The organism is Erwinia sp. PsM31 (genome assembly GCF_030433775.1).
GTDB lineage: Bacteria > Pseudomonadota > Gammaproteobacteria > Enterobacterales > Enterobacteriaceae > Erwinia > Erwinia aeris.
The window spans coordinates 16,028-35,388 of the sequence record NZ_JARUWZ010000010.1 but is presented as its reverse complement, the minus strand read 5'-3'; the positions used below and the strand labels follow the sequence as shown (position 1 = coordinate 35,388).

Genomic DNA, 19,361 nt, shown 5'->3' with positions numbered 1-19,361 from the left:
GTTTCCAGAATTGTAAACTAAGTCAAATTATAAATTATGTTTATCCTGTCGATAAATATTAATCAAGGCGAGTGGCGGGGTTTTTCATACTATCAGAAAGATAAAAGTTAAAAAAAATAGCGTATCAGCGCCTCTTTTTAGATTGTTTTTAACATTTCTACGCCGTCCGGAAATGTCGTTGCACCAGGTAAAGCCGCCTGCCCTCGGGTAAGGCGATCTATTACTTTGCGCGTAAAGCTGAAGGTTTTCTTCATGTTTACGTGCGAAACATCCAATGTCTGGTGTACACGAGGTTACTATGGCTCAGCTTACTGATGGCAGCGTGGAAATACTTTCGCGCGACGATGGCAGCATTCTTTCTCAGGTCGCAGCAGGGAATTCCAACAATACCATCCTCCTGAATCAACCCAGCGTAGTGCGCATTCACGGAACCCGCGCCATGGTGACCGAGTTCGAACGCCAGGGTAACGATCTCATCGTCCACATGCGTGACGGCAGCGTTAAACGCTATCAGCAATTCTTCCTGGATGACGTTGACGGCGATCACAGCGAGCTGGTTTTTGATGACGGCGTCAATCCGCCTGAGCACGCACTCTTCCCGGTCACCAACGAATTCGCCGATGCGCAGGCGGTGGTAGCGATTACGCCACAGTATGAGTCGCTTGGCTCGCTGGAACCGCTGCTGCTGGCTGATACCGGTGCTACCACCGGCGTTATCACCGCCGCAGGTATTGGCGCGCTTGGTCTTGGCGCAGCAGGCGTCGCCGCACTGGCGGGCGGCGGCGGCGGCGGCGGCGGCGGTGATGATGCAGTGACAGTAGCGCCATCCCTTACCGTCAATCCGTTAACCGGCGATAATACCCTGTCGACGGCGGAAAAAAATTCTGACCAGACGCTGAACGGCACCACCAGCGGCACGGAAGCGGGCAACACCGTTACCGTCGTGCTCAACGGCGTGACCTATACCACCACGGTCGGGGCAGACGGCAGCTGGAGCATCACCTTACCGGCCGCCGCGCTGGCTACGTTGCCGGAAGGCAGCAATACGCTGACCATCAGCGTGACCAACAATGCAGGCGCCACGGCGACCACCGCTGAAACCTTTACGGTAGAGGCCGGTGCGGTCACGCCGACCACGCCTTCCATCGCTATCGCCGCTTTTGCAGGTGACGACGTGCTGGATAACAGCGAGCAGCAGCAGGCGCAGATCATCAGCGGCACCACCACCAACGTGCAGCAGGGCCAGACCGTTACCGTTACCCTGAACGGGCAAACCTACACCACCACCGTTGACGGCAGCGGCGCGTGGAGCGTGGCCGTTCCGGCTGCGGCCGTGCAGGCGCTGGCGGCGGGCACCACGACCATTACCGCCACCGTTACCGATGCGGCGGGCGCGGCGGCAACCACCACGCACGATTTCACCGTTAACGCCCCGGCGACCGTACCGGCCATCACCATCGCCGCCTTTGCGGGCGACGACGTGCTGGACAACGGCGAGCAGCAGCAGGCGCAGATCATCAGCGGCACCACCACCAACGTGCAGCAGGGCCAGACCGTTACCGTTACCCTGAACGGCCAAACCTACACCGCCACCGTTGACGGCAGCGGCGCGTGGAGCGTGGCCGTTCCGGCTGCGGCCGTGCAGGCGCTGGCGGCGGGCACCACGACCATTACCGCCACCGTTACCGATGCGGCGGGCGCGGCGGCAACCACCACGCACGATTTCACCGTTAGCGCCCCGGCTACCGCTCCGGCCATCACCATCGCTGCCTTTGCGGGCGACGACGTGCTGGATAACGGCGAGCAGCAGCAGGCGCAGACCATCAGCGGCACCACCACCAACGTGCAGCAGGGCCAGACCGTTACCGTTACCCTGAACGGCCAAACCTACACCGCCACCGTTGACGGCAGCGGCGCGTGGAGCGTGACCGTTCCGGCTGGCGCCTTACAGGCGCTGGCGGCGGGCACCACGACCATTACCGCCACCGTTACCGATGCGGCGGGCGCGGCGGCAACCACCACGCACGATTTCACCGTACCAGCCTTTGGCATCGGCAGCATTAGCGTTAATGCGCCGGGCGGCGACGGCTATCTCAGTATTACCGAAGCGCAGTCCGATCTCACCGTTTCCGGCTCTTCAGCCGATCTTCCTGCCGGCACGGTTATCCGGGTATCGCTGGGCGGGCGCGAATATACTGCCACCGTGGCGGCAGACGGCAGCTGGAGCGCCACCATCCCCGCCGCCGATCTGCAACAGCTGTCGCAGGGTCAGAATCTCATTATCGCGTCAGCCACCCTGGCGGACGGCACCGTCGTACAAAATGGCTCTGCCGCTTCGCTTAACGTTATTACCACCGAACCGAACGCCGGGCTTAATGTGCCCTTCGGCGACAGCGTTATTAGCGGCAGTGAAGCGGGCGCCGATCAGACGCTGACCGGCAATACCGGCGTGGCGGGCGCAGGCCAGTCGGTCACAGCGACAATAGGCGGCACGGACTATACCGGCACGGTCAACAACGACGGTAGCTGGAGCGTGACGCTGCCGGCCGGCTCGCTGCAAAACCTGCCGCAGGGCAGCAACGATATCACCGTAGTGATTACCGATCCGGCAGGCAACAGCAGCACCTCGACCACGCCGGTAAACGTAGCGACCGCCGCGCCAGCTCTTACCGTTACGCCACCGGATGCGACGCTGAACCAGGACGATGTAACCCAGCCGCTGATCCTGAGCGGCGTCAGCGCTGACAGTCAGAGCGTCACCGTCACGCTGAACGGCGTGACCTATAACACCACCGTTAACCCGGACGGCAGCTGGAACGTGAATATTCCGGCTTCCGATCTGCAACAGCTTGCCGATGGTGATTACACGCTGGGCGTGGTCGCTACCGACGGTTACGGCAACAGCACCACGCAAAATATTCCGCTGGCCGTGGACGCCACGCCGCCGACGGCGACGGTTAATCCGCTGGGCGGTGACGGCTATGTGAATGCGGGCGAAGTCGGTCAGCCGCTGGTTATTACCGGCACCACCCAGCCGGGCAGCACGGTGCTGGTGCGTTTTGACAGCGTTGACGTGCCCGCCACTGTCGACCCGGTTACCGGCGCCTGGACGGCGACGTTAAGCCCGGACAGCCAGGCCGCCATTGCTGACGGCACTTACGTCGTCACCGTCGTTACCACCGATGCGGCCGGTAACGCCAGCGAGACCTATACCACTGTAACCTATGCAACCACCACGCCGATCGTGACGGTTAATGAACTCACCGCCGACGGCTCGCTGAACAGCGCAGAAGTCACGGTCGATCAGGTGCTGACCGGGACGGCCACTAACGTTGCCCCAGGCAGCCCCGTGACCCTGCAGCTGGCAGACGGCACAATCTTTACCGGCAGCATTGAGCCGGGCGGCAACTGGAATATCACGCTGCCCGCGACCACGCTAACGGCGCTGGCGAACGGCACGCAAAACTATACCGTTAGCGTCAGCGATGCGGCGGGCAATACCGGCAATGCGACCGGCAGTTTTGCGGTGGCCGTTGATAACACCGTGGCCGCGCTGGCTATTGCGCCGGTCAGCGGCGATAACGCTATTAACGCGACAGAAGCGCAGGCGGATCTGGTTATCAGCGGCGGCAGCGCTGGCCTTGCCGCCGCCACGCCGCTGACGGTTACCTTTAACGGCGTGGATTACGCCTCTACGGTTAATCCGGACGGCAGCTGGACGGTAACCGTGCCTGCCGCCGCGTTGACCGGCATTGCCAACGGCAGCTATGCCGTTACCGTGACGGGCACGGACGCCAACAGCAATCCGATCGCCGGCACCAGCGACGTGAACGTGCGTACGTCGTTCCCGACAGAAATTATCCTTAACTCGCCGTTTGGCGACGGCGTGCTGAACGCGGCTGAAAGCACGGCGGCGCAAACGCTGACGGGCAATACCGGCGTCAACTTCCCGGATCAGGCGGTAACGGTAACCGTTGACGGCGTAAGTTATCCCGCTACCGTCGATACCCTTACCGGCAGCTGGAGCGTGGCGCTGCTGCCGCCGGCGTTGGCCTCGCTACAGGACGGCACCGCAGATATTGTCGTTACCGTTACGGATTCGCTGGGCAATACGGCCAGCTCAACCACGCCAATCGTGGTCGATACCGCCGCGCCAGCGTTGGACGTCGCCATTCCGGGCGATAACGGCGTGATTAACGCGCAGGCGCAGAACCAGCCGCTGACCGTGAGCGGCACGGCGGAAGCGGGCAGCACGCTCAGCATAGTGCTGGCGGGCGTCACTTATTTGACCGGCGCGGATGCGGACGGCAACTGGAGCCTGGCGATTTCGCCTTCCGCGCTACAGTCGCTGCCGGACGGTAAATATGATATTGCCGTGACCGCTACGGACGCGGGCGGTAACCAGACCACCTCATTGACGCCGGTAACCCTGGATACCGCGACGCCTGCATTGACCATTGCGCCGGTTTCCGGCGACGGCTATCTGAACGCGGCGGAACACGACGCCGCGCTCAGCGTAGCGGGCACGGCCGATGCGGGATCGGCGATTGTCGTTACGCTTAATAACGTTACCTATAACGCCGTGTCCGACGCCAACGGCAACTGGAGCGTCAGCGTGCCTGCTGGCGACGTCAATGCGCTGACGGACGGCACCTATGCGGTGAGCGTGCAGGCCACGGACAGCGCGGGCAACGCTACGTCAAGCCTGCAACCGCTGACGGTAGTGGCGGGCGCGGGCGCGCAGCCAACGATCGCCGTAGACGCCTTCACGGGCGACGGCGTGCTGGACGGCGCGGAGCAGGATCTCAATCAGCTGGTTACCGGCACCACGACCAACGTTCAGGCAGGCCAGATCGTTACGCTGACCATGAACGGCGCGCAGTATACGGGTACCGTGCAGGCGGACGGCAGCTACAGCGTGCTGGTGCCGGCTACGGCCTATTACGGACTGGCCAACGGCACGCAAACCTTTACCGTTGATGTGGCCGACGTCGCGGGCAATCCGGCCACGGCGACCAGCGGCTATACCATCGATAATACCTTTAGCTCAATTGCTATTGGCGTCATTAGCGATGATAACGCTATCAACACCGTTGAAGCGCAAAACCCGCTGATGATCCACGGCAGCACCCGCTTTGTCGCCTTTGGCGCGCGCATCCTGGTGCGCTTTAACAATGCGGATTATGAAACCACCGCCAATAATGACGGCAGCTGGAGCGTGACCGTTCCGGCCAGTGCGCTGAGCGGCCTGCCTGACGGCAACCAGACGATCACCGCGACGGCGACCGACGTTAACGGCAACCAGATCACTACCACGCAGAGCCTGGATTCCGCTATTAATCCAGACTTTACCGTGACGCTGAACGAGCCGTTTATCGATGGTGCGCTGAACGGCACAGAGGCGCTCAGCGACCAGTCCCTTTCCGGCTCGACCGGCATTACCGGCAGCGGCCAGGCCGTTAGCGTGCTGCTGAACGGCATCACCTATACGGCAAACGTGGATGCGGACGGCAACTGGTCGGTCACGCTGCCCAATGCGGTGCTGCAAGGCCTGCCGCAGGGCGATAACACGCTGACCGTGACCGCCACCGATCCGGCTGGCAATACTTCTTCACTGACCAATACCTTTACCGTAGATACCTCAACGCCGACGCTGACGCTGAATGCGCTGGCGGAAGATAACCGCCTGAGCCTGGCGGAGCAGGGCCAGGCGCTGACGGTAACGGGCGACGGCGAGCCGGGCAACGTGGTCACGCTGGTGCTGAACAACACCACCTATACCGCGACGGTGACCGGCACCGGCAGCTGGAGCATTGAGCTGCCGGCGGCGGCGCTGCTGGCGTTAACCGACGGCAGCTATCCTGTTTCGGTCAGCGTGGTTGATGCGGCAGGCAACGTCTCTGCGCTGACCCGCACGCTGGATGTGGATCTGACGCCGCCAGCGTTGACGGTGAACCCCGTCTCCGGCGATGGCTATCTTAACGCTGCCGACACCAGCCAGCCGCTGGTGGTCAGCGGTACGAGCGAAACCGGCAACACTATCGCCGTCGAGCTGAACGGCACCGTTTACAACACTATTGTTGGCGCTAACGGTCAGTGGACGCTGACCGTGCCCAACACGGCGGTAAATACGCTGGCGGAAGGTAACTATACGCTTGCCGTTACCGCCAGCGATGCGGCCGGTAACGTGACCACCGCCAGCACGCCGCTGGTGGTGGATACCAGCGCGCCGGTTATTGCCGTTAACGATCTGACCGCTAACAATATTATCGACGGCGCGGAACAGCAGACCGACCAGCTGCTCAGCGGGACGGTAACCAATGCGGAAGTGGGGCAAACGGTCACCGTAACGCTTAACGGTGCCGATTATGTGACCACGGTGCAAACCGGCGGCGGCTGGCAGGTGGCGATCCCGGCCGCCGATCTGAGCGCGCTGGCCAACGGCACGCAGACGCTCAGCGTCACCGTGGCCGATCTGGCAGGCAACAGCAGTACCGTTGCCAAAACCTTTACCGTCGACAGTACGCTCAGCAGCGTGGCGTTCGATCCGCTCAGCGGCGACGGCTATCTGAACGCGCTTGAGGCGCAGACGGATCTGACCGTTACCGGCTCTACGGCGAACGTGGCGGCTGGCAGCACGGTCACCTTTACGCTCGGCGGCCAAACCTACACCGGCACCGTAGCGGCAAACGGCAGCTGGACGGCGACTATCCCGGCAGCAGATTTGCAGGCGCTGGCAGAAGGGCCGCAAACCGCGACGGCCAGCGTTATCGCGCAGAACGGCAATACCGTGACCAGCGAAAACACGCTGAACGTATACGTCGATCGCGTGCCGGATCCCACGCTGCAAACGCCGTTTATTGACGGCACCCTGACCGGCCAGGAAGCGGGCGTCACGCAGACGCTGACCGGCACCACGGGGCAGGAAGGCGTTGGTCAGACCGTAACGGTCAACATCGGCGGCACCGATTATGCCGCCACCGTTAACAGCTCCGGCGTTTGGACGCTGGATCTGGCGCCGGCGGTGCTTCAGGCGCTGCCGCAGGGACAGTCTGCCGTGACGGTGACGGTCACCGACGTGGCGGGCAACGTTTCCGCCATTACGCCAGCGCCAGTTATCACCGTGGCCACTGCGCTGCCAACGCTGACGCTGGATCCGGTCGCAGGCGGCGATAACATTATCAACGCCGACGAGCAGGGCGCAGCGCTGGCTATCAGCGGCACGGGCATGGCTGACAATGACGTTACCGTTACGCTGAACGGCGTAACCTATACCACCACGGTCAATACGGACGGCAGCTGGAGCGTAACCGTTCCGGCGACCGATCTGGCGGCGCTGGCCGACGGCCCTTATGCGCTTCAGGTCAGCACCAGCGATGCCTTCGGCAATACCGCTACGCAAAACCTGGGTCTTTCCGTGGATACCGCGACGCCAGCCTTTACGGTGGATCCGGTCACCGGCGACAACACCATTGACCAGGTCGAGCAGGGCCAGGCGCAGAACATTACCGGCAGCGGCAGCGAAGGCGACACTATCTCCGTTACGCTGGGCGGCGCTACCTATACCACTACCGTCGGCACTGGCGGACAGTGGACGATTAGCGTACCGGCCAGCACGCTGGCTAACCTCACGGAAGGCGCTAATACGCTGACCGTAACGGCGACCTCGCCTGCGGGCAACGTCGCGAGCCAGGACACCACGCTGACGCTGGATACGGCGGTAGACGTGACCCTGATTATCAATGCCGTTTCCGGCGATGATTTAATCAACGCCGCCGAAGCCGCCCAGGGCTTTACCGTGACCGGCAGCGTGCCTGATGACACCAGCACGGTAGTCGTAAGCTTTAACGGCACGGATTATCCGGCGACCGTGGGCACAAACGGCCTGTGGAGCGCGGCGATCCCGGCCGCGGCGCTGGCGGGCGTAGCGGACGGTGATTACACCCTGACCGTCACCGCCTCGCCTGCCAGCGGCGGCAGCCTGTCGCTGCCTCACGCCATTACCATAGATACCGCTGCGCCAGTTCTGACCGTCGCGGCTATCGCTGAAGACAACTTCCTGAACGCCGCCGAACAGGGTCAGCCGCTGGCTATTACCGGCACCGGCGAAGCGGGCGACAGCGTGCGCGTGGCACTGAACGGCAGCGTCTATACCGCCACCGTAGACGGCGACGGCAACTGGACGGTTACGGTTCCCGCGACGGCGACTATTGCTTTAACCGGCGGCAGCTATCCGGTCACCGTCACCGCGACGGATCCGGCGGGCAACGCCGTCACGCAAACCAGCGCGCTGGTTGTGGATGTCAGCACGCCTGTGCTGACGGTTAATCCGCTGAGCGGCGACGGTATCCTGAACGCCGAAGAGCAGGCGCAGCCGCTGACCGTTAGCGGCACGGCAGAGAACGGTTCAACCGTTACCGTCACGCTGGAGGGCACGGACTACACCGCCACGGCAGGCGCTAACGGCCAGTGGTCGCTGGCTATTCCGGCTGCGGATCTGGCCGGGCTGGCCAACGGCGACTACACCCTGACCGTAGCGACCGCCGACGCGGCAGGCAACGTGACGACTCAGGAGAGCACGCTGACGGTAGTGGCCGATGCCGCTACGCTGCCAACGCTGACGCTGGACAATTTTGCGGGCAACAACATTCTGGACGGCGCAGAGCAGCAGGTCAGCCAGACAATCAGCGGCACCACCACTAACGTCCAGGCGGGCCAGGTGGTGACGGTGACGCTGAACGGCTCGGTTTACAGCGGTCTGGTGCAGGACAGCGGCGCGTGGAGCGTCACTATTCCTGCTGCGGTACTGGCAGCGCTGCCAGCGGGCACGCAGACCTATAGCGTTTCCGTGGGCGATGCGGCGGGCAATGGGGTTACGGCAGGCGGCAGCTTCGATGTTAATACTGATATCAGCTCGGTAGCCCTTAATCCGCTTAGCGATGACGGCTACCTGAACGCCACGGAGGCGCAGGGCGATCTGACCGTGAGCGGTGCGGTTTCTAACGTGCCGGAAGGCAATACCGTGACGGTAACCCTGAACGGCATTGACTACACCACTACGGTAACGACGGGCGGTACGTGGAGCCTGACGGTACCGGCGGCGGATCTGGCGGCGCTGGCTGAAGGCCCGGTGACCGTCAGCGCCAGCGTGCCTGACGTGGACGGCAACGCCGTGACCAACGAGGCGACGCTGAACGTAGCGACCACGCTGCCGACGCTGGCTATCGAGACGCCGTTTACCGACGGCGCGCTGAATGCGGGCGAGGCGGGAACGGCGCAAACGCTGACCGGTACGACCGGCCTCACGGGCGACGGTCAGAACGTCAGCATCGCTATTAACGGCAGCACCTATGCCGGCACCGTTGACGGCGACGGCAACTGGCGCATCGTTCTGTCGCCGGAAGTGCTACAGGCGCTGCCGCAGGGCGATACCCTGGCGACCGTTGCCGTCAGCGATGCGGCGGGCAACTCGGCGACTGCTCCGCTGACCTTGAGCGTGGACACGCTGCCGCCTGCGGTTGCGGTTAACGCTATCGCTGGCGACAACATTCTTAACGCGGCGGAACAGGGCAGCGATCTGCCTGTTAGCGGCACAGGTGAAGCTAATGCCGCTATCGTGGTGACGCTGAACGGCATCGACTACACCACTACGGTGGGCACGGATGGCCAGTGGACGGTAACGGTGCCGGCAGCCGATCTGGCCGCGCTGGCGGACGGCAGCTATGTGATCACCACTACCGTGACCGATCCGGCAGGCAACAGCGCAACCGCCGACAGCCCGCTGACGGTTAAAGCCAGCGCGGCCGCGCTGCCAACCCTTTCTGTCGATCCTTTCACCGGCAACGATACGCTTAACGGCGCCGAACAGCAGACTACGCAATATCTCAGCGGTACGACCACTAACGTCGAGGCTGGGCAGCAGCTGACCGCCACGCTTAACGGCGTGGCTTACACCACGCGCGTGCTGGCCAGCGGTGCATGGCGCGTGGCGATCCCTTCTTCCGCGCTGGCGACGCTGGCTGACGGCACGGCGACCTTCAGCGTGGCGGTCAGCGACGCGGCGGGCAATCCGATCACCGTCAGTCATGATGTAACCGTGGACAGCACGGCGGCGGGCATCAGCCTCGATCCACTCAGCACCGACGGCTACCTGAACGCTGCGGAAGCCCAGGATGCGCTGATTGTTACCGGCACTACCACCGGCCTGGCGCAGGGCGCGCCGGTGACCGTCACCTTTAACGGACAAACTTTTACCGGCGTGGTCGGCACCGGCGGCACCTGGAACGCCGTGATCCCGGCCGCCTCGCTGGCTGGCCTGGCGGACGGTGCTAACACGCTGACCGTCACCGCGACCGATGCCAGCGGTGCTACGGCAACCGGCACCGCTACGCTGAACGTGCAGGTCAACGATTTGCCTGCGGTCACGGCGGATACGCCATTTAACGGCGGCGTGCTGAACGGCGCACAGGCGGCGACGGATCAGACGTTGACCGGTTCTACTGGCGTAACGGGCGACGGGCAAACCGTTGCCGTGGCGGTGGGCGATACCACCTATACCGGCACTGTAGACGCGAACGGCAACTGGAGCGTCACTATCCCGACCGCTGAACTTCAGGCGTTGCCGCAGGGCGCAAACGCGCTACAGGTTACCGTAGCCGATGCGGCCGGCAACGCCAGCACGGTGGCGGTGCCGGTCACCGTGGATACCGTCGCGCCGACCCTGACGCTTAATCCGGTGGCGGGCGACGGCGTGGTCAACGGTAGCGAAGCAGCGGCGGATATCACCGTCAGCGGCGGCAGCACCGGCGCGGAAGAAGGTCAGCTGGTCACGGTTTCGCTGAACGGCCAGACTTACACCACCGCCATCGCGGCGGACGGCAGCTGGAGCCTTGCGCTGCCGGCCGGTCTGCTTCAGGCGTCGCCGAACGGCACTTATCCTGTTACCGTTTCCCTTAGCGACGCGGCGGGCAACACGGCTTCAACCGCTGCCGATATCACGCTGTCGACCGTGGCGCTACAGCCAACGCTGGATACGCCATTTATCGACAGCTACATCAACGCTACCGAGTCGCAGAGCGATCAGACGCTGAGCGGCACGACCGGCGCGACCGGCGCAGGCCAGACCGTAACGGTCAATATTGCCGGAACGGACTACACCGCCACGGTGGATAACGCCGGCAACTGGACGCTGCCGGTCAGCGCCGCCACGCTACAGGCGTTGGGCGAAGGCGTTCAGGGCATCACCGTGACCGCCACGGATGCCATCGGCAATACGGGCACCGCGACGACTTCTGTTAGCGTTGATTTGACTGCGCCAACGCTGACGGTCAATCCGGTCGCGGGCGATAACATTATCAACGCGGCGGAAAGCGTAGGGCCGGTAACCATTACGGGCACTGCTTCAGCCAGCGAAGCGGGCCAGCTGGTGACCGTCACCTTCAACGGCGTCGACTATCAACAGTCGGTGCAGGACGACGGCAACTGGACGGTCAATCTGCCCGCCAGCGTCACTCAGGGCATTGCGGACGGGACTTATCCAGTGAGCGTCAGCCTGACCGATGCGGCGGGCAACGTGTCCACTCAGGCGCTGACGGTCGTGGTCGATGCCAGCCTGGCAAGCCAGCCGACCGTGGCGCTGGATGCCATCAGCGGCGATAACTACCTTAATCAGAGCGAAGCGGGCGCGGATCTGGCCGTTACCGGCACCACCACCAACGTGACGGCAGGGCAGACCGTGACCGTCACGCTTAACGGCGTCGCCTATACGGCGCTGGTGCAGGCGGACGGCAGCTGGTCCGCGACGGTTCCGGCGGCGGATCTTGCCGCGCTGACCGACGGCGCGCAAACGCTGACCGCCACGGTCGCCGATGTGGCGGGCAACACGGGCAGCAATTTCGCGGAGTTTACCGTGGTCGCCCAGGCCGCCAGCCTGCCGACTATCTCAATCGATCCGGTCACCAGCGACGATGTGGTCAATAATCAGGAAGCGCAGAGCGATGTGCTGATCACCGGCTCCAGCCAGCGCATCCCGGAAGGCGGCACCGTGACGGTAACGCTGAACGGCGCGACCTATACCGGCACCGTTGACGCCGACGGAAACTGGAGCGCTACTGTGCCGGCTGCTGCGGTACAGGCGCTGACGCCGGGCGCCAATACGCTGACCGCCAGCGGCAGCGACATGGCGGGCAACGTGGCGACGACAGCGGATAACTTTACCGTTGATACCACCGCGCCGGTGCTGAACGTGGCGTTAAGCGCGGGCGTGGATAACGTGCTGAACGCGGCGGAAGCGGCGGCCGGTCTGGTCGTCAGCGGCACCACCGATGCGGGCCTGCCGGTGAGCGTCACCCTTAACGACAAGGTGTACGCAACCACGGCAGATGCGGACGGCAACTGGAGCCTGACTATCGCCAGTGGCGATCTGACGGCGCTGGGCGACGGCACCACTCCGCTCAGCGTGGCGGTAACCGACGCCAGCGGCAACGTCGCTACCAGCGTCACCAACCTGACCGTGGCGGTCAATGCGCTGCCGGCGCTGACGCTGAATACGCCGTTCGTCGATGGTCTGGTCAACGCGACCGAAGCGGCGGCAGAACAGACGCTGACCGGCACGGCGACCAACCTTGCCGTCGGCACGGCGGTAACGGTTACGCTTGGCGATCAAACCTTTACCGGCGCGGTCAATGCGGACGGCACATGGAGCGCCGCCGTGCCGGCAGGCACGCTTGCCGCCCTGACCGACGGGCTCTATCAGCTGACGGTCGCCAGCGCGGATGCAGCGGGCAACCCGGCGACGGCCGAAGCCAGCATAGAGGTGCTGGTCACGACGCTGCCGACGGCCGCGATCAATACGCCGTTTATTGACGGCCTGCTGAACGCTGGCGAAGCGGGCGTCGATCAGGTAATTAACGGCACCACCGGCATTACCGGCGCAGGCCAGACGGTTACGCTGAATATCGACGGCAACGCCATTGCCACTACGGTCGACGACAACGGCAACTGGACGGCCACGCTGACGCCTGCGCTGGCGGCCACGCTGGGCAACGGCGAGCACACCATTAACGTGACGGTTGCCGATGTGGCGGGCAACAGCAGCACCGATTCGCTGGCCTATACCGCTATCGTTACCGGACTGCCGGCGCCGACGCTGACCCAGCCTTTCGTCGATGGCATATTAAACGCCGCTGAGGCGGCAGCGGGCCAGACGCTGGCGGGCACCACCGGCATTACCGGTGCGCAAACCGTTAGCGTGGATATCAACGGCACCGCTTACCAGGCGAACGTCGATCCGGCTACGGGTGACTGGACGCTGCCTCTGGAGGCTGGCGTGCTCTCTGCGCTGCCGGACGGCACGCTGCCGATTACGGTGACGGTCACGGATGCCGTGGGCAACGTCGGGACGGCCGGCGATTCGGCACTGGTCGCCGTTAACGCGCTGCCGGCGGTCACCATCGATCTGCCATTTACCGATGGCCTGCTCAACGTGGCTGAAGCTGCCACCACGCAGACGCTGAGCGGTAACACCGGGCTGGTCGCGGCGGGGCAGACGGTCACTGTTGCTATCGACGGCGGCGCGCCGCTAACGGCGACGGTCAACGCCAACGGCAACTGGACGCTCGATCTGACTTCGGCACAGCTGACCGCGCTGGGCAGCGGCACCCATACTTTTGCGGTCACCGCGACCGATACCGCAGGCAATGCCAGCACGGCCACGCTTGATTTTGACGCGCTGCTGGCGCTGCCGCAGCCGACCATCGGTTCACCGCTGTTTACCGACGATATCCTGAATATTGCCGAGGCGGGAACGGCTATCACTCTGGCGGGCACCACGGGCGTCACCGGAGCGAATCAGGGCGTGCAGCTGCAAATCGACGTAGCTGGTATTACTTATACCGGCAGCGTGGACGCCAACGGCAACTGGGCGGTGGCGCTACCAGCCGGGGCGCTGAGCGCGTTGGCTGACGGCGCGCACACCGTAGATGTTACCGTGATTGACGCGGCGGGCAATATCAATACCAGTTCGCTCGGCTTCACCGCCGCGCTGACCGCACCAACGCCGACGTTGGATGTGCCTTTTGATGATACCTGGCTTAACGCGGCCGACGTGGCTGCGGGCGTGGCGCTTACCGGCACTACCGGGCTGGCAGGCGCGGGCCAGGCCGTTACGGTCACGCTGGGCGGCGTTAACTACGACGCAACGGTAGATGCAGACGGCAACTGGACGCTGCCGCTCTCCACGGCGCAGCTGGGCGCGCTGGATCAGGGGCTGCAAAACTATACCGTGGTGGCGGCAGATATCGGTGGTAACACGGCGACGGCGACGGGCAGCTTTACCGTCGACACGTCCGTGCCAACCATCGCCATCACGCCATTCACCGGCGATGGGGCGCTGGACTATCTGGAAAGCCTGACCACCCAGACGCTGAGCGGCACCACGACCGGCGCGGGCGAAGGCCAGGTGGTGACGGTCACCATCGGCACGGCGACCGTGAGCGGCGTAGTAGCCGCAGACGGTAGCTGGTCGGTTAACCTGACGCCGGAAGCGCTGGCGCAGCTGGGCACGACCGGCGATACCGGCACCATCAACGCTTCGGTCGTGGATGTCGCAGGCAATACGGGCACCGCGACCGCTGCGGTCACGGTCGACCTGACGCCGCCTCCAACGCCGCTGCTGACGCTGGCGCCGGTTTCCGACGACAACATCATCAACAGCACGGACGGCGCGACGCTGACGCTGAGCGGAACATTCGCTAATCTGCCTGTTGACGGCGGCGGCGCGGTGACGGGAACCGTAGCGGTCAGCATCAACGGCGTGGCGCAGGCCGGAACGGCCGTGGTCAATAGCGTCGACGGTACCTGGACGCTCACCGTGCCGAACACGGCGGCGAATATCGCCGACGGCATCGCCACCGTAACCGCGACGCTGACCACCGATCAGAACACTACGCTGGAGGCAAGCAGCCAGGTGCTGGTGGATCGCTCCGTGCCTGTCGTCACCATCAACGCCTTTGCCGGCGACGACGTGCTGAACGGCGCGGAAGCGGCGGTTACCCAGATAATTAGCGGGACGGCGTCCGCCAGTGAGGCGGGCAGAGCGGTAACCCTCACGCTGAATGACAAGACCTATACGGCCATCGTTCAGGCGGACGGCAGCTGGTCTGCCACGCTGCCGTCAGGTGATTTGCAGGCGCTGGGCCAGGCGGGCCAAACTCTGACCGCCACGCTGACCGATGCGGCGGGCAACACCGGCACCATTACGCGCGACTTTACCGTAGACACCGGCGCGCCGCTGATTGCGGTGGACGCGCTGGTAGGCGATAACGTATTGAACGCTGCGGATATCCTGACCACTCAGGTAGTGACGGGAACAGCTAGCGGTGCCGAAGGCCAGACTATCGGCCTCTATCTGGGTGACGGCGCGCCGATCGCCACGGCGCTGGTCAATGCCGACGGCACCTTCAGCCTTGATCTGACGCCGGAGGTGTTGGGCAGCCTCACCGACGGCACGCTGGTGTTCGGCCTGCGGGTTAACGACGCCGCGGGCAACGCCACCGACGCCACGCTGACGGTAAATAAAGTGGTCAACGCGGCGCTGAATCTGGTGGTGGATTCCGTCTTCGGCGACGGCTTCCTGAACGCGGTCGACACCACGGTAGCGCAAACCATTACCGGTCTGGCCAGCTCCGCCGGGATTGGCGCGACCGTATCGCTGACGCTGGGCGGTACCACGCTGACGGCGGATGTCGGTCAGGATGGACGCTTCGCGTTGGTCGTACCGCCAAGCCTGCTTGGTTTGTTAAGCGATGGCGATACCGCGCTGAACATTGTGCTGACCGATGGCGCAGGCAACACCCGCACCGTCGGTGAAACCGTCACCGCCATTCTGGAAGCGCCGACCATCAGTGCCATCACCGGCCTGTTTGGCGGCGACAACCTGCTGAACATCGCCGAAGCGGCGCTGGCGCAGACGGTTGGCGGCACCATTGACGGCGCGGTCGGCTCCACGGTGACCGTGACGCTGGGCAGTAAAACCTACCAGACCACGCTTCAGGCGGGCGGCGCATGGAACGTGACTATTCCGCCGCTGGATCTGGCGGCGCTGACCACCGGCAACCAGACGCTGGGTGTCTCGGTGACCGATCCGGCGGGCAACACCTCGTCAACGTCGGCCACTATCGGCATCTTTACCGCCCAGCCATCCATTACGCTTAACCCAATCTTTGGCGACGGCATTCTGAATATCGCCGATGCGCTGGTTAACCAGACCATCAGCGGCACGGTCAATAACGTAGCGGCCGGTTCGACCATTAACCTGACGCTGGGCAATTCTACGGTGCAGGCGGCGGTAGGGCCGAACGGCGCCTTTACCGCCACGGTCACGCCGGACATTCTCGGTACGCTGACCAGCGGCACCCTGGCGGTGGGCGCCAGCGTGACCGATGCGGCAGGCAACATCGCCACCACCACCGGCAACCTGGTGGCCAAGCTGACCGCGCCGGTAGTCAATATCGCGCAGCTGTTTGGCGACGGCCTGCTTAACGCGGCGGATGCGGCGCTGGGCCAGACCATCGGCGGTACCATTACCAATGCCGAGCCGGGATCGCGGGTGGTGGTTAACGTAGCCGGGACGCAATTTGTGACCGCCACGGCAGCGGACGGCACCTTTAACGTGGCGCTAACGCCGACGTTATTGAAAGGGCTGCTGGACGGCAACCTGACCGTGGGCGTCAGCGTAACGGACAGCGCAGGCAACACTACTACCGCTAACGCCGGCGCGACGGTCGGCGTCAATACGCTGCCAACCGTGACGCTAAACCCGGTCTTTGGCGGCGATGGCGTGCTGAACCTGGTGGAATCGCTGGTCACGCAGACCATCAGCGGGACGGCCAGCAATGTAGCGCCGGGATCGACCGTTACCATCAACCTCGGCAACACCATTGTTACCACCACGGTCGGTGCGAACGGCGCCTATAGCGCCCAGGTGTCGCCTGCTCTGCTCAGCACGTTGCTGGACGGTAATCTTACCGTGGGCGTCGCCGTTACCGATGCGGTAGGCAACACCGCCAGCGCCAGCACGGGCGTGCGGGTTGGCATCCAGACTACGCCAACCCTGACGGTCAATACGGTATTCGGGGACAGCGTGCTCAGCGCCAACGATATCAACACCGTCCAGACCATCAGCGGTATAGCCCGTAACGTTACGGCTGGCTCCATTGTGACCGTCACGCTGAACGGTAAAACCTACACGGCGCCGGTTAACAGCAGCGGCGGCTGGACGCTGAACGTGCCGAAAGCCGATCTCAGCGCGCTGGCGAACGGCGTGCTGACGGTCAACGCCTCGGTAACGGACAGCTACGGCAACGTGGCGACCAATACCGGACAGCTGGTTGTGATTGCGCAGACGCCGCCGTCGGTCACTATCTCCAGCATCTTTGGCGATGGCCTGCTCAGCGCGGTCGATGCGCAAACCGCCCAGACGATTACCGGTTCGTCTACTAATGCCGAAGGCTCGATCCTGAACGTGCGCGTAGGCACCTCGACGTTGACCACCACCATCGGCGCGAACGGCACCTGGAGCGTGCTGGTACCGGCCGCGACGCTGGCCGCGCTGCCGGACGGCAACGCGACGGTCACCGCCAGCGTGATCAATGCGGTAGGGAATACCGGTTCCGGTACTGATACGGCGGTGGTGAAAACCCATACGCTACCAAGCGTGACTATTAATAACAGCACCATGTTTGGCGGCGACCACTACCTCAATCTGAGCGAGGCCAACACGCCGGCCACCATCAGCGGCAGCTCGGTTAATGCGGTCGGCAGTACGGTGACGGTTAATATTGCGGGCAACCTTTACACCACAACCGTGGGTTCTACAGGCGCATGGAGCGTCACGGTGCCTTCCGCCACGCTGAAAGGCATCGCCGACGGCAGCTATACCGTCACGGCTACCGTGTCCGATGTGGTAGGCAACACCGCCACAGGCAGTAATACCTTTACGGCCATTACCCATAACCTGCCGGCTATTGGCGTCGATCCGGTGCTGAGCCTGGTCAGCGTGCTGGTAACAGGGCTGACCGTGACCGGCGGCACGCTGAACCTGCCGCAGGGCACTACGCTGAGCGTCACGCTGAACGGTTCAACGCAGACCACCACCACGGATGCGCTTGGCCGCTATAGCGTGAAGTTCACCGGCGGCCTGTTAACCTCTATAAGCCTGAACTCTATCGTTACCGTAACCGCAGCAGATGTGGCAGGCAACCGCGCCACCACCAGCAATACCCTGCTGCTGGGATCGCTGTTGCCGGCTGCGGGCACCTCTTCTGCGGCGGCGGCAACGGCGCTGTTGGCAATGGCGGCGGATGATGCCACGGCTATCGCCTCTGCGGATACCAGCGACGCCGGCAACGCCTCTGTGGCTACGGCTTCCGCACAGGTGGCGACGGCGAACGCGGCACACAGCGAGTCAGACAGCGCGACGGCCAGCAGTACGGCGGATGCCACCACCACGACAGATGCCACCACCACGGCGGCGGCGACCACCACGACAGAGACTACGGCTACAGCGGATGCATCCGCTACGACCGCCGTAGCCGATGACGGCAGCTACAGCATCGGTGGGTTAATCGCGGCGCTGGCGGATGGTCAGACGGTAGAGGGTGCGTCGGTCGCGGGCAGCAGCGGCGAAGATACCGTAACGCTTAATACGCTGAACTTTACGCATATTGATGGCGGTGCGGGTACCGATACGCTGGTGCTCAACGGCGAGCATATGACGCTGGATCTCACCACGCTCGGGCTGAAGGTGGAGCATATCGAAATCATCAACTTAGGGCAAAGCGGCACCAACAGCGTCAAGCTGGATCTCAACGAGGCGCTGAATATTACCGATAAACAGACCGACGATCTGATGATCAAGGGGGTAACCGGCGATCAGGTTACGCTGGCCAACGGCGACGGCGGCACCTGGGCTGCCACTGCGCAGCGTACGGTAGACGGGCAGGTATTCGACGTTTACCACAACTCGGCGCTGGATGCGGCAAACACCCTGGGCGATGTGCTGATCCAGCATAATCTTCAGGTTCATCTGGTATAACAAGACCTTCCCTGCGCGAGGGCGGTATGGCTCGCGCAGGGAGGTTAACGTTAAGGAGGGTTTATCATTTGTAACAACAAAAAAAGCATAAACGAAAATAAAGAATGGCGAAGTTTTGTCATTTTTGCGTAAAGTGACGTTAAAGACATTAATAAGAAAAAATTGCCGTTTGGCACCACTTTCCAGATTTACGCCAGTAGTAAAGTGTGTATTAGCGGACTAGGTTATCCACTATCCAGCGTCGACTGCTCGCCTTTTTTTGACGATA

General features: G+C 63.3%; 1 protein-coding gene. It reads left to right on the top strand.

What is annotated here, in order from left to right; genetic code table 11:
- Positions 1-298 precede the first annotated feature (298 nt).
- On the top strand, positions 299-19,093 hold the full coding sequence (locus QCD69_RS10135) for an Ig-like domain-containing protein (RefSeq protein WP_301251911.1): 18,795 nt from the start codon (positions 299-301) through the stop codon (positions 19,091-19,093).
- The last annotated feature ends 268 nt before the right edge of the window (positions 19,094-19,361 follow it).